The organism is Paraburkholderia sp. RL17-337-BIB-A, assembly GCF_046025895.1.
In the GTDB taxonomy this organism is placed as follows: Bacteria; Pseudomonadota; Gammaproteobacteria; order Burkholderiales; family Burkholderiaceae; genus Paraburkholderia; species Paraburkholderia fungorum_C.
Genome location: NZ_JARESY010000002.1, coordinates 2,014,674 through 2,028,676 on the forward strand (window position 1 = coordinate 2,014,674; position 14,003 = coordinate 2,028,676).

8 protein-coding genes and 1 pseudogene are annotated in these 14,003 nt (G+C 56.3%); 6 read left to right on the plus strand and 3 right to left on the minus strand.

Going from position 1 to position 14,003, the window contains the following annotated elements; translation table 11 throughout:
• Positions 1-445: 445 nt before the first annotated feature.
• From P0D84_RS29875 to P0D84_RS29890, 4 genes and pseudogenes are all read left to right on the plus strand, one after another.
• Positions 446-691: pseudogene (locus P0D84_RS29875) on the plus strand (NAD-dependent formate dehydrogenase); the annotation flags it as partial.
• Between the two features lie 108 nt (positions 692-799).
• The gene (lpdA, locus tag P0D84_RS29880; protein WP_408342583.1) at positions 800-2,554 is read left to right on the plus strand and encodes a dihydrolipoyl dehydrogenase; all 1,755 of its coding nucleotides are present in this window, start codon (positions 800-802) and stop codon (positions 2,552-2,554) included.
• A gap of 592 nt (positions 2,555-3,146) precedes the next feature.
• Complete coding sequence (locus P0D84_RS29885) at positions 3,147-3,998, plus strand: alpha/beta fold hydrolase (protein ID WP_408342585.1); 852 nt, start codon at positions 3,147-3,149, stop codon at positions 3,996-3,998.
• 402 nt (positions 3,999-4,400) lie between these two features.
• On the plus strand, positions 4,401-5,060 hold the full coding sequence (locus tag P0D84_RS29890; protein WP_408342587.1) for an isochorismatase family protein: 660 nt from the start codon (positions 4,401-4,403) through the stop codon (positions 5,058-5,060).
• Between the two features lie 107 nt (positions 5,061-5,167).
• Here P0D84_RS29890 and P0D84_RS29895 read toward each other — a convergent pair whose 3' ends face one another.
• Positions 5,168-8,017 carry an ATP-binding protein gene (locus tag P0D84_RS29895; protein ID WP_408346134.1) on the minus strand — a complete coding sequence of 950 codons (2,850 nt, stop codon included), beginning with the start codon at positions 8,015-8,017 and terminating at the stop codon, positions 5,168-5,170.
• Between the two features lie 575 nt (positions 8,018-8,592).
• Here P0D84_RS29895 and P0D84_RS29900 point away from each other — a divergent pair.
• Positions 8,593-10,446: an ATP-binding protein gene (locus P0D84_RS29900; protein WP_408342589.1), complete on the plus strand. Its 1,854-nt coding sequence runs from the start codon at positions 8,593-8,595 to the stop codon at positions 10,444-10,446.
• A gap of 227 nt (positions 10,447-10,673) precedes the next feature.
• On the opposite strand, the gene P0D84_RS29905 is transcribed toward P0D84_RS29900, so the two are convergent.
• Both P0D84_RS29905 and P0D84_RS29910 read right to left on the minus strand, forming a co-directional pair.
• Positions 10,674-11,018 (minus strand): BON domain-containing protein, encoded by a 345-nt coding sequence (locus P0D84_RS29905; protein WP_408342591.1) that lies wholly within the window; start codon positions 11,016-11,018, stop codon positions 10,674-10,676.
• Positions 11,019-11,195: 177 nt separating this feature from the next.
• Positions 11,196-11,555 (minus strand): cytochrome b/b6 domain-containing protein, encoded by a 360-nt coding sequence (locus P0D84_RS29910; protein WP_408342592.1) that lies wholly within the window; start codon positions 11,553-11,555, stop codon positions 11,196-11,198.
• 1,219 nt (positions 11,556-12,774) lie between these two features.
• Here P0D84_RS29910 and P0D84_RS29915 point away from each other — a divergent pair.
• Positions 12,775-14,001, plus strand: a complete 1,227-nt coding sequence (locus tag P0D84_RS29915; protein WP_408342594.1) for an ISL3 family transposase — start codon at positions 12,775-12,777, stop codon at positions 13,999-14,001.
• Positions 14,002-14,003 lie beyond the last annotated feature (2 nt).

Here is a 14,003-nt window from a genome sequence, read left to right on the forward strand (position 1 = left end):
TGGTCCCAACCAGTTCGACGACGCTCCAGACATGAACGCCGATTCGAACGAGGTTTCTCATTCTGACAGTGAAAGCCTCCCGCTTTTCGGCAGGTATTAATTGTCCTGAAGCGACCGCTTATCTCCGAGCTCGCGGCCATACTCTAAAAAGACCGGACCGACCGAACACCTCTGAGGTTCACGCCGGTGCAAAGCCTGGATGCGAGACCGAAATGCAGCCAAGGAAAGGGCGCGGTGATTCCACCTGAGGAGCGACTAACGACGTTCGGCTTTAACGCGTTATTGGGTTGGCATGGGCAGATCACCACCAGGGCTGATCGGCAAACTGAAAAAATGCTCTCTTAAGCAGCAGGAGAGCGGTCCGCATACCGATCAGGACGATTTGTCACTGTGTCGAAACTGCAACGCATTTGCTCTTTCTACCTACCCCTTCAAGGAGTTCCGCATGGCAAAGATCTTGTGTGTGCTTTATCCCGATCCGGTCACTGGGTACCCGCCGAAGGATGCTCGCGACGATATTCCTGTAATCACCCAGTATCCGGGTGGCCAGACGGTGCCGTCGCCCAAAGGGCCGCCTGGCTTCAAGCCGGGCGACCTGGTGGGTTGCGTGTCGGGCGAACTGGGTCTGCGCAGCTACCTCGAGAAGAACGACCATGAACTGATCGTCACGAGCGACAAGGACGGCGCGGATTTAGAACGCGGCATCAAGGTCTAGGGATTTTGCGCTGAAATGTGGAGCCGCGACCGGCTCACAAACAGCCTTCCACCAAAAGCCGCCTCGTACATCAGGAAGATCAAAATGGCAACGACAGAAGTCAAGGTACCGCAGCTCTCAGAGTCGGTTACGGACGCTACGCTCCTCCAGTGGAAGAAGAAGGCTGGGGAGGCCGTTGCGGAAGATGAGATCCTTATCGAACTGGAGACAGATAAGGTCGTGCTCGAGGTGCCGGCGCCGGCAGCGGGAGTTTTGCAGGCATTGCTCCATCAACAAGATGACGTGGTACATGCGGGAGACGTTATTGCCGTTATCGACTCGGCTGCGGGAGCTGCTGCTACCGCACCTGCGGCCGCTAAAGCAGCCGGGGTCTCAGCCCGCGCCGCCGTAGGCCAGGCCCAGACTGCTGACAACGCACAGTTTGACGTAATCGTCATCGGGTCCGGGCCTGGGGGCTACATAGCGGCAATCCGCGCCGCCCAGCTGGGACGGACGGTTGCCTGTGTCGAACAATGGAAGAACCCGGCAGGCAAGCCAAAACTCGGAGGGACCTGCCTGAATGTAGGGTGCATTCCCTCGAAGGCGCTCCTTGCTTCGTCGGAAGAGTACGAGAACACGCTGCATCACTTGCTCGACCACGGAATTGGCGTCGAGAACGTCACACTCGATCTGTACAAGATGGTGGGTCGCAAAGAAGCAATCGTCGAGAAGATCACGGGCGGCGTGGAATTCCTTTTCCGCAAGAACAAGATTACCTGGTTAAAGGGACACGGCAAGCTTGCCGGCAAGTCTGGTAGGGGTATTGGCGTCGAGGTAAGTGGCGACGATGAAACAAAGGCCTATTGGGCAACCGACGTCATCATCGCAACGGGGTCCAAGGCCAGGCATCTCGACGACGTTCCTGTCGACAACGTCATTGTCTCCGATAACGAGGGCGCCCTGTCCTTCGACTCCATACCAAAAAAACTGGCCGTGATTGGCGCGGGAGTCATTGGGCTTGAACTGGGCTCAGTGTGGCGTCGCCTGGGTTCGGACGTTACGTTACTGGAAGCCCTGCCGACTTTCTTAGGCGCTACGGACGAAACCGTCGCCAAGGAAGCAGCGAGGCAATTCACCAAACAAGGTCTGAAGATCCATCTGGGTGTAACGCTTGGGAATGTGACGACGAGCGCGACGGGCGTGTCAATCGCCTTCACCGATAAAGACGGCACAGCTCAGACACTCGACGCCGACCGGCTCATCGTTTCCGTCGGACGCATCCCAAACACCGACAATCTTGGTCTCGACTCGGTTGGCCTGTTCGTGGATGAACGTGGCTGTATTCCGGTTGGCGAGCACTGCTGCACCAACGACCCTCATATCTACGCTGTTGGCGATGTCGTGCGCGGCGCCATGCTGGCCCACAAAGCCGAGGACGAGGGGGTCATGGTTGCCGAAATCATCGATGGGCAGAAGCCGCATATCGACTACGACTGCATCCCTTCGGTCATCTATACGGAACCGGAGATTGCCTGGGTGGGCAAGACCGAGCAGCACCTGAAAGCTGAAGGTCGCGCTATCAGGGTTGGACAATTCCCGATGATGGCGAACGGCCGCGCACTGGGCATCGGTCAGACCGAAGGTTTCGTGAAGATCATTGCCGATGCAAAGACCGATGAACTCCTTGGAGTGCACATCATCTCGGTCAATGCGTCAGATCTCATAGCAGAAGCCGTTGTAGCGCTGGAGTTCAAGGCATCTGCCGAGGATATCGGGATGATCAGCCACCCCCACCCGTCTCTCTCTGAGGTCGTGCGTGAGGCTGCACTGGCCGTCAACAAGCGGGCACTCAACATCTGACCAACAGGAGCCGGTCGCTGCCACCCAGGTCGACGGTGCAGGCGCGCTCCTTACCTGTTCTCACTCCACGGGCGTCGATCCGCTCCAAGTTGACGAGCCGATGCTTGCGCACGTGCTTACACGCAGCAGAACACCTTGCCAGCACCGCCAGCGATCGACCCGTTCCCCTTCACCGCTCTGGTGAACGTCCGGCCCACGCCAACCCTCTGCACATGGCGCTAGGCCGCACACAACCGCATGAGTCTTGTTGTCAGCGCAATACACATTTGCGTCGTGATTTGACCTGCGACCTGCCCTCGCGCAACGCCCGTCTGGCAAGGCTTCGTGTCGATTGGCGCCCGACAGAACTGTTTTTTCCAAAAGGGCTGCGCCTCTATTTATCATTCGATCATCTATACTTGATGCATGTTGAAGCGTGGCAAGTAAGTCTTTCGCAAATCAAGCGTCAGTCAACCCGCCACGATGAATTTGGAGCTAGGCACACGGCAGCGACCGGGAGTTAAACGTCGGGGTAACCGGCGCAGGCGATTCCACTGCAGCTGGCTCTGGCGCCATCAAGGCGAGTGGCTGTATTTGCGAGGATTACCAATTCATGAATATGAGAATCGAACCGGCCAATCTGGAAGAGCCGCAACTGTCCTTTGAGACCGTCCAGTCCGGTATTTCGGTACCTTACGTCGACGTGGGATCCGGGGAACCGCTGCTCTTCGTTCACGGCTCACTGTGCGATTACCGCTATTGGGCACCTCAGATTTTCGCGTTGTCCGAGGGGTTCCGCTGTATTGTCCCGAGCTTGAGTCATTACTGGCCTGCAGCAGAGGCCTGGATTCAAAGCGACTTTGGCTGGGAGAACCACGTCACAGAGCTTGCTGAATTCATTGTCGCGCTCGATATTGAGCCGCTCCATCTCGTCGGTCATTCCAGAGGCGGCGGCATCGCCCTGGAGCTCGTCCGTCGACACCCCCGTCTGGTGAAAACCCTCACTGTTGCTGATCCGGCTGGCCCGTTGCAAATTGGCGAGAGCCCGGTGACTTCGTTGCCAGCTGCGACCAATACTCTTCGCACCAAGATAGCGTGCATGATCGAAAGCGGGGATGTAGCCGCCGGACTTGAATTGTTTGTCGACTCTGTGAGCATGCCCGGCGTGTGGAACAAAAGCAGTGCCAGCTTCCGCGCGATGGCCGTCGACAATGCAAAGACGCTTCCCCTTCAGTTTCAGGAGACGCTGCCGACGCTTTCTTACGAAACGATGCGGGACATCAAGTGCAGAACCCTGCTAATCGAAGGCGCGACCAGTCCAAAGATGTTCCGGAACAACGTTCAAAAACTATCCGAATGGATTGACTTGGCCGAACTCCATACCATCTCCGGGGCGTCCCACGGCATGAACGTTTCTCATGCTGGCGAATTTAACCGGCTTATTCGTTCGTTTGTGTCGTTTTGAGGTGTATTGGCGCTGCTTGAGTCATAACCAGGGCGGGACAACGCCTCGGCAAATCAGTGCCGACGAAAGAATTGTCATCAAAATTGCCAGCGTGCTTGTCCTCCTGACACGTTCCCGACTGCGTCCATCATGTGTCGGGGACATGTCAACAAGAGTGAAATTTCAGAACTTTTCAGCAGTGGTCAAGGTCACGCAAGCCCAACAGCGATACCATCTGCATCATGAGTGACCAGATGAGCAATCTCACAACGATTGCGCATGCGCGGCTCCAACTTCGCAACGCTAGGCTTCCTAGCCCTAACCATGCCGTGCCTGCTTCCGATTGCACTTCGTGTGCGATTGGAGAACGCCGAACGTCACGTCGACCGTAGCCAAAAGAAGCCAAAACGCAGGAGAAACGTGATGGCGGACACAGGACATCAGCGCGCACTATTAGTGGTCGACGTTCAAAACGAGTATGTGACAGGCAAACTCGTCATCGAATACCCTCCCCTTGCTACCTCGCTTTCCAATATTGCAAAAGCGATGGACGCGGCGTCCAATCGCAACGTTCAAGTCGTCGTCGCCACACAAGTCTTGGACCAGGACGCACCGGTTTTTGCGGACGGCACCGACGGTGCGAATCTGCATCAATCGATAGCGATCAAACCGTGTTCGCAGCTATTCGTACGTAATCACGCACGCCTCTTTTGCGAACCAACTCTGGTCACATGGCTCCAGGCCAATTCGATTGAGACTGTCACCGTCGTCGGGTACATCGCGCAAACGCTCATCGATATTGCAATCTGCGATGCGATCCGGGTAGGTTTTAAAGTGGAGTTTCTTTCGGACGCAGGCGGTTCGGTTCCTTGCCGAAACCGGGCTGGAACGGCGTCTGCGGAAGAAATCCATCGCGTTTTGTCCGTCGTCCTGCACTCCTCGTCAGCTGCAGTGCTGCTGACTGACGAGTGGATACAAATGCTTGACGACGGGATGTGCGCTGAGCGCGACAATATCCTCAATTCGCATCGACGTGCTCTGCTCATCCGTGCTCAGGACAAGAATTTCGGCGGAGACGCCTGAGCGGTAAGCAGCGCAATTCTCCGGCCCTGCTCAGGTTTTCGCTGCGACTCGAGCTCCTGTCGGCCAACGCACAACGCTGGGAAAATTTGTTCGTGTACCTCAAGGATTCATTGAAGTTGGTCCAGTATCCCCTTCGCGGCAATCGTGTCTACCGTAGAAAATTCCTTTGAATATGCTTCATACACCGGAGACAGTGTCTCCAACGCTGCTGATTCGCGACCCTGGATAATTAGCAGCCTTGCCATGCTGACCGACGTGCGCAGCTCCCACGAGAGCGCGCCCATCGATTTGGCGGCAACAATCGAGTTTCTGAACATTTCTTCAGCAGCGGGATGAGCGCCGGTCCCGTTCACCGCCAGCGCGACCTCAGCGCGAACTCGCAGCAGTTCTGGCAAGGATATATGCCCACGATTTCGCTGCGCACGTGCTAGCCAGGCCCCAGAAAGCTCACACGCCTCCGAATGCGCCCCTCTCGTTACGAGTTCCGAGCAAAGCGACGACAGGTATCCCGTCAGGAACGGGGCTTGACTGGCGGCGCCAAGCGCATTCAGGGATGGAACAATCTTTTTTTGATACGCATTCGGCACGCCGCGCCATAGGCAGACTAGTCCGTGCCAGAACCTTCCGCGCGTTTCCCAGATGGACGTACCGAACTGACGGCCTTTCTGTCCCATCAGATGTAGCGGATACTCCAGTCCGGCGATGCCTTCGGTCAGCAGCGAGATCGGAAGCGCGCCAAGCATGAATACATACCACTGTGTTGCGTCGTGCCCCAACTCATCGGAGCGAGCCATGGCCTCCTCGATCAATTCTGTTGCTTGAAGGGGTTGGCCCGATAACCAGCAGAGATGAGCCAATGTGACCTGCGCGACAACGATCTGGTCGAAGTTGAATCTCACAAGATGCGAATCTGAACCGGAGTGCCTGTAGGCGCACAGCATCCTCTGGATCTCAATTTTCGCCTTCTGCAGATCACCACAGCAATAGTGTGCAGTTGCAAGGACCCGCTCACCGACCCAATGGTCACCCTGCCCTGGCTGCGCAGCGCACAAATCCCGGAAACGCCTGGCAAACTCTGCAAACCGATCAGACGATCCGCACAGATACGTGAAGGCACATAATCCCCACAGGGAGATCTGCTGGTATTCAATGTCTTCGAATTGCTCCGCTATGCTAAATGCGCGTGCAAACGCTACGCCGGCGTCCGGCAATATAGCTGCCTGCTCTGATGCAGGACTCGCGAAAAGCAGCATTTTCCCCAACGCCGCTTGCAGCTTCATTTCAGACTTCAGTCCGGTTCGACCTGTGACATTAATAAATTCAAGCGCCCGCGTGACATTGGCCAGACAGTCCTCAACGAGCGAATCCTCAAACCAGTAGGGAACGACGGCCACTGTGAGGTCAATACCGAGCCCAACGTCGCCATCCTCCGAGAAGCACCAACCGATGGCCGCTCTTAGGTCTTTGATAGCAATCTCGTAATCCGCCGTCCAGCGCATGTCGTTGCCTGACTCTCTCTGGGCATGCGCTGCCTGAAAACACTGACACAGATACTTGGCGTACCTCCCGAAGAACGTTTGAGCTTCGGCACGCGCCTCCAGTTTCTTCCTCGCATAAGCCCGGGTCATGTCCAGAAGACGATATCTTGCCTCCGGGTCTGCCGTATCCGGAGAGATCAGAGATTTCGCGACCAGATTGATAATGCAATCGAGCACGCCTTCCGAGGTTACATCCGCGTCTGCCACCACCGCCTGCGCCGCCCGAAGAGAGAATTTGTCGGCAAACACACTTAGACGGGAAAGTACCACCCGCTCCTGTTCAGGAAGAAGCTCGTAGCTCCAGTCCAAGGTCGCAGCCAGAGTCTGCTGGCGAGGCAATGCCGTACGGGCACCTCCGGTTAGAAGCTCAAACAGATTCTCAAGCCGCTCGGAAACTCCCGCTACCCCAAACACCTGTACGCGTGCTGCGGCCAGTTCGATGGCAAGGGGAATACCGTCCAGCCGACGACAGATCTGTGCCTTCAATGCGACGCTGTGAGCATCGTCTGCCATTCCTGATTGCCCGTAGCTGAGGCGGGCGTTGAAAAGCTGCATCGCGCTTGACGCCATTGCTGATGCCACATCGCATTCTCGTACATCGGGCACGGCCAACGCCGGCACATTAAAAGAGAATTCCCCCTCGATGCGCAACGCCTCCCGGCTCGTCGCGATGACGTGGAGGCCTGGACTCGCCTCAAGCAATGTCCTGACAATCTCCGCACTGGCGCCGATCACGTGTTCACAATTGTCCAGCACCAGCAGGCACGGACTTGTCCCCAACTGCGTAGAAACTCGCTCGGGTAATGCCCTGGTGTCCGCTGGGGCAAGCCCAAGCGCGGTGGCAACAGCCTGTGAAACGAACTGAGGTTCAACGATGGGAGCGAGTTCGGCCATACACACGTTCTGAGCAAAATCGTGCGCCATTTGACGCGCCAATTCGATAGCGAGCCTCGTTTTGCCTATTCCGCCAGGACCTACCAGCGTAACCAACCGGTTGGCCAGCAGCATGCTCGATAGGGAGTCAATGCTCTGTTGACGGCCTATGAGGCGTGAAATGCTTGATGGAAGCCTGACAACGCCTCGAGCGGGCACCTCGAGAACAAGCACCCCCAGCGGCGCAATGAACTTATACCCTCGGCCAGCAATCGTTCGAATGCATCCCCGCTCCGGTCCAAGTGCCCGTCTCAGGATTGAGATTTGGGCCTCGAGAGAGTTCTCTTCAACGATACGCCCCGGCCAGACTGCCTCCATCAGGTCCAGCTTCCTGACAATACGTCCGTTTGATCCAACGAGAACCAGCAATATGTCGAAAGCACGATCGCCAAGATGAACCGGTATGCCGTCGAGTCGTAGCTCGCGCGTGGCCGGCGTGACTTCAAATCGTCCGAACTGCAGGGATTTCAGCGAATTATCGTCCATAATCACGAGTTCTCGTAGCGATCCTCTTCCAGACGCGCAGGCATATACCGTCGTTTGTCAGAGAGATTTAGAGGCTGTGCATACAAAGATGACTGCGCTGACATTATCGCGCCATCTTTAGACCCGGCAACGCTCAATTCTGGGCAATCGCATCCATGGCGACTGTCTTTTTCCGTAACGTGAACGATGTGCAACGCGAAGCGTCACGGCGGCGTATATGTCTACACGGCACACGTGCAGGCGACTCGACGCTTCTGTCGCGTCGGCCCTCGATTGAGATGGGTCACGGGTGGGCTCAAATCATTGACCAAGATTGCGACTGCTGAGCGAAATGATGCGCGTCCCAACCGGGAGACGGGCGCAAGTTACTCGTAATCGTTCGCCCATGCTGCGGCGCCCAAGCAAATGTTGGGGTATATCCCGACACACCGGCTAGCCGCCTCCAATCGAAGATATCGACCAAGAAAATGCGACGGAATGCGGTGCGTCAGCGCGGTAAGACGTGCTACGTGTTCAGGATAATTCAGCACGCACAAGTTTCGAACAAGGACATTGTATGCGCGTGCGAACACAATATGAGCAAGTCTTACACACCCAAGGACGCCATCATGCTGACAGTCAGTGACGTCGAGATAATCCCCGACCAGCGCAGAGTCCTTGTATCTAGCAAGCCATTTAATCTGGGGTCGAGGGCGTACGACCTGCTGGAAATGCTTGCGGACGCGCGAGGAGAACTGGTGTCGAAGACGGAGATGATGAAGCACGTCTGGCCAAACACCGTGGTTGTCGAAAACAACCTGCATGTCCACATTGCAGCGATCCGTAAAATGCTCGGCTCTCGCGCCGAATTGCTTGTTGCGGTACCCGGTCGAGGATATCGACTTGCGATGGAATTCCCAAGACGGCGCCCTTTGGAGACCGGCCCTTCGAGATCACCGGGAAGTGGCTCGCTTTCGAACTTGCCGTCAACGGGCTCAAGCCTCTTCGGCCGCGAGAGCGCGATATCCGATGGGATGCGCATCTGCACGCAGACCAGGGTGGTAAGCATGGTCGGTCCGGGAGGTATCGGAAAGACAAGACTTGCCATTGAAGTTGCTAGGCAGCTCCTGCCGGCCTACAACGACGGTGTATGGATGGTTGAACTGTCAAAAATTGGCAAGCCTGAATTTCTGGCTGCGAAGATTGCCGCCCTCTTCAACCCCACCGCTCCGATGGAACGTGAGCCGATGGAAACTATCGCGAGCGCTCTCGACGGAAAGCGGATGCTCATCCTACTCGACAACTGTGAACATCTCATTGAGGCGGCCGCCGACGTAGCACAGGCCATCGCGACGCACGCTGCGTCGTGCACCGTATTAGCAACGAGCCGGGAGCCTCTTAGAGTGCCCGGCGAGGCAGTCTACAGAGTCCCGGCCCTAGACCTCCCGCGTGAAGGTGACGGCGAGCCTGCGGCACGTGAGAGCAGTGCTGTTCAGCTGTTCCTCAATCGCGCCAGTTCTATCGACGCGCATTTTTCCGACGATGCAGAAAATATCCTTCTGGCGGCAGTCATTTGCCGGCGGCTGGACGGAATGCCGCTAGCCATCGAGCTGGCAGCCTCGCGTGCCGTCACGCTGGGTATACGTCGACTGGTCTCAAACCTCAGCGACAGGTTCATCCTGCTTAACGGTGGCTATAGAACCGCGTTGCCACAACACCAAACCTTGAAGGCGATGTTCGACTGGAGCTACAACCTGTTGCCCGAAAAACAGAGGACCGTCTTCCGGCGACTCGGAGTTTTCCCCTCCAGTTTCGAATTAGAAGCCGCGACCGATGTCTTGTCCGATGAGCGGCTGACGTCATCTGACGTGCTGCAGGTCGTAGGCACACTCACTGACAAATCACTGCTCGTCGCAGACCGGAGCAACGGAATCACCGTGTACAGCATGCTCGAGACGTGTCGCGCCTATGCGCTTGAAAAACTGGACGACAATGGCGAACGGAATCGGCTGGAAGCGCGATTCGTGTCTTACGTCCTGTCGCGCCTCAGAAGCACTCTAGCCTCGATCTATAGTGCCGCTAGTACAGAACCATTAAGGCTGCTTCAACCGGACCTGGATAACATCCGGTTCTCCCTGAACTGTCTGAAAAAGAAACATTGTAATTGGCTCTTAGGCACCGAATTGATTGCGATGACGGCCCCACTCTTCTTTTCGCTTGGGCTTGCATCGGAAATCAGACTCTATGCGCGATCGGTGCTGGAAATGGGCGAAAAATCAGAGCAAACTGAAGAAATATCGGAATTCTGCCAACGTCTGCTCGGCACGATCGCGGGAGGAAACGAGGGTGAATCTGCCAACTCAGACCTCATCTTCGACTCCGAATCTGTGAACCAGCAGTTCAGCACTACAGGCTTTCCGCCAAGGCATGTGGCAGAGCCCTCAAACTAGCGCTACCCCGCGCTCGCGGTGAAGAGCTAGGCTACGTTCGCGGGAAACTTCGGTTAAGCAAGTTGGACTGGGCCAAGCAGATTACGCCTTTGATCTGCAAGTCCCTAGATAGACATCCACGATCGATTTCGCTGCGGCCGTAGCGCGACACTAGCTGTTGAGAGATGGCGCCAACGTCCATCCGCGAGTGGCGTCTCGACGATCAATCACGATGCCAGTTCGCACGTTCAACTTCCATGCTCTCTGATCACGATGTGGTTCGCGACCGACTTCACCTGCGGTGCCCTGTGCGCGGCATCTTCCGCCATCTGGAGTTGTGGCGCGTCAGGCACCGACCCGCTCAATGTGACGACGCCGCCTCGCGCGACGACGGTAATGCCGTTCGAACTCAGACCTTTCGTGGCTGCGAGCTGTTTTCGTACAGCATGCTCAGTTTGTCGATTCAGAGTTCTCACCTGCTTCTTGACGTTGACTTGCGACTGGCTCGTCGAATCGTCCTGCTGCGCAAACGTTGGTGGAGAAAACAGGGCAATACAAACGGTAAGACCAATCAACTTGACCAGATTATTCATCTCTATCTCCATAACTAAAAGGCTTGTCACGGACCTTCGAACGCGGTTTGCCAGACGCTGACCAAACGATTTATTGGACCTCATTGCTAATCTCGACCCACTCATCTTAGTGCAGCGCATCTGTGCCAAACTCTTAAGCCTTCTTAAGCCTGAAAGCAGTGTAGAGGTGGATTGAGACTAGTAACGTGAAAAAAGGAAACGGAGTTGATTGCGTCCTAGTCTGGCCCATGAGGAGCCGAGAACAAGCCCCCAAAAAATTATCCGCCGAAGGTTCGGATCGAGTCTGTCCAGAATATCGGCATTGATTGTGCCAAAGGTTGCCGGAGGCGGCATGTCCAGGCGGACAAACAGGCGGACAACGACAAGTACCAGGATCAGAATTCGCAGCGGGTTGTGAATTTCTACCAGCATCTCGTAGCGATCAGATGTCGAGTTGACCGTCCCTATTCCAATCAGCAGCATGGCCCGAATCAGCAGCGCCATTACCCAATGGAGCAAGCGTGCGGGAAACGCAAATTTTTCACTTGCTGTGCTCATGACTGCTCCCGTTGTTGCACATCACTTGGCGTAACCGAACCGGTGGCTTGACAGCGCGCCCCACCTCCCGAAGGGTAAAACTACGTGAATATGCAGTGGACCGCGCACTCGGGATTGGATCGTCGGACGCCCCTATGCCGGACGGCAGTACGAGCGGATCGTAATTCACGCCAAAACAAAGTCCGCCGTCCTCGCTCGATACGTGGTCAAGCGACACAATTCCTGCGTCGATTTGCCTTCGAGTCGCTGACCACGGCAATGTCGGGTCGTCCGTATGGTAATCAGGCCCTCCCAGGTAATCACAAGGTGCCACTGGACCTGGTGATTGAGTACCAGCAAGATGAACGCATCAAAAAGCGCGTTACTATCCTGCTTGGTCTCCGAAGGTTCGTACGATACGGCTGCCACTGGGACGGCAGCCCATCGGGCCGGCGTCGATTTGCCATTCGCGTCAACAAATGTGAATGTGTCGTTCGAATTGTAGGTCGCGTCACCGAAGCCCGATGACACTGTGCGTGCGCCGATAATTTTTAAGGCGGCGCCAAACTCGGGATGTTCGCCAGAGAACGTGCATCTTTGGGGGATCTACCTTGCCCGTCTTTGGGTCTGGCGTAGCTGCCACCATCTGGTCATAGAACACTTGCGCGGTCTTGAAAGGAAACACCGGTGTTGCGCTGATATAAGTTTTCCGCACGTCGTCGTGTTGAACCAGGAATCTCGAACACTGCGCTGAGACTCAATTTTTAGCAGCTCGCGGCTTGCGCGTACCCTGTAGTGATTCAGTCGAACGCAGAACTGTGCGACCTGAATCTCTTCATGCGACACAAATTTTGATGTTCGCGACGAACGTCGTTTTTTTTGTGAGGAGGACCGGCGACGCTCGCGGTCTCCCAAACCTCATCTTATGAGCCGCAGGACGGCCCGCTACCTTAATCCGTGGTAATTGTCACGACCGCTGGGCACGGCACGCCGATAGACCGGTAACTCGATACAACTGCGGCCAATGGATGGAGTTGCTCGCCAACAGTGCGAATGACGAGATAGGCAATTTGAGCGTCCACAAAAAAGAGCCTCTTTTGAATTCTCAGTGGGTGGTTTGGCGGGTCAAGGGCGGGCATAAGCCCGGCGCAGCGAACCCTTGAGGCGCCTGATTCGATAAGCTGAGTCATGGCTGGTTGCGGCAGAATGCTGCAACCAGCCATGCAAGACGAATCGAACAATGACGAACCAACTATTTGAAGCCGCCCTGGGAATCAAGGCACCGTGGTACGTACAAAGCGTCGACTTTGATACCGGCAAACGCCAACTCACGATTGCCGTGGACTTCGTCGCGGGCAGTCGGTTTGCCTATGCTGGCGTAGCCGGCGAGCACCCCGTGCACGACACGCAAATCAAGCGTCTGCGCCATTTGAATTTCTTTCAACACGAGTGCTATCTGGAAGTACGTGTGCCGCGTGTGCGCTTGCCGGACGGCTCGGTACGGTTGGTGGAACCTGATTGGGTCGGCCAACTCAGCGGCTTCACGTTGCTGTTCGAGGCGCTCGTGCTGATGCTCGCTCAGCAGATGCCGTTTGCTGCCGTGGCGCGCATCGTCAACCTGTCGTGGCACCGGGTTCACGCCATCTGCTCGCGCTATGTGGAACTGGCGCTCGCGTCGGCGGACCTGTCGGAGGTGACGACGGTGGCGATTGACGAAACCTCGTACCGGCGCGGTCATGAGTATCTGACATTGGTGGCCGACATGCAGGCGCGGCGCGTCGTGTTCGTGACGACCGGCAAGGATGCCAGCACAATTGAAGGCTTCGCGGCCTATCTTGTCCAACACGGTGGCAAGCCCGAGCAAGTTGACTCGGTCAGCATTGACATGTCACCGGCCTTCATCAAGGGCGTAAATGAGCATCTCCCCGATGCGCGGCTGACCTTCGACAAGTTTCACGTCGTCGCTCACGCGTCCAAGGCGCTCGATACCGTGCGTCGACAGCAACAGAAGGTCGACCCGGAACTCAAAGGTATGCGCTGGACGCTGCTCAAAGACTCGAACAAACTCAACCTGGCGCAATTGACCGACCTCGAGGCGCTCGTCAGTCAGTACACCACGAAGCGCACCGCCCGCGCATGGCTATATCGCGAGCAACTGCGCGAGATTCTTGAGCGCAAGCAAATCAATGTCGTCTCCGACATGCTGCAGCAGTGGTGCACCAACGTTATGCGTTCGAAGGTCGAACCGATGAAGGACGTGGTGCGATTGATTCGCCGACACTTTGACGGCATCGTCGCCTGGACCCAGACCCGCCAGACGAACGGCTTCATCGAAGCCATCAACGGACTGTTTCAGGCCGCCAAGCGCAAGGCACGCGGATACGCTCGCTTCGAAACCATGCGAACGGTCCTGTTTCTCATCGCAGGCAAACTCGACTTCTCCGCCTTCAACTCGCATGCCCGCTGAAG

Excerpts from the sequence above, each read along its gene's own strand:
- P0D84_RS29900 (WP_408342589.1), top strand. The coding sequence starts at position 8,593 with ATGAGCAAGTCTTACACACCCAAGGACGCCATCATGCTGACAGTCAGT.
- P0D84_RS29915 (WP_408342594.1), top strand. The coding sequence starts at position 12,775 with ATGACGAACCAACTATTTGAAGCCGCCCTGGGAATCAAGGCACCGTGG.
- P0D84_RS29885 (WP_408342585.1), top strand. The coding sequence starts at position 3,147 with ATGAATATGAGAATCGAACCGGCCAATCTGGAAGAGCCGCAACTGTCC.
- P0D84_RS29890 (WP_408342587.1), top strand. The coding sequence starts at position 4,401 with ATGGCGGACACAGGACATCAGCGCGCACTATTAGTGGTCGACGTTCAA.
- P0D84_RS29895 (WP_408346134.1), bottom strand. The coding sequence starts at position 8,017 with ATGGACGATAATTCGCTGAAATCCCTGCAGTTCGGACGATTTGAAGTC.
- P0D84_RS29910 (WP_408342592.1), bottom strand. The coding sequence starts at position 11,555 with ATGAGCACAGCAAGTGAAAAATTTGCGTTTCCCGCACGCTTGCTCCAT.
- P0D84_RS29905 (WP_408342591.1), bottom strand. The coding sequence starts at position 11,018 with ATGAATAATCTGGTCAAGTTGATTGGTCTTACCGTTTGTATTGCCCTG.
- lpdA (WP_408342583.1), top strand. The coding sequence starts at position 800 with ATGGCAACGACAGAAGTCAAGGTACCGCAGCTCTCAGAGTCGGTTACG.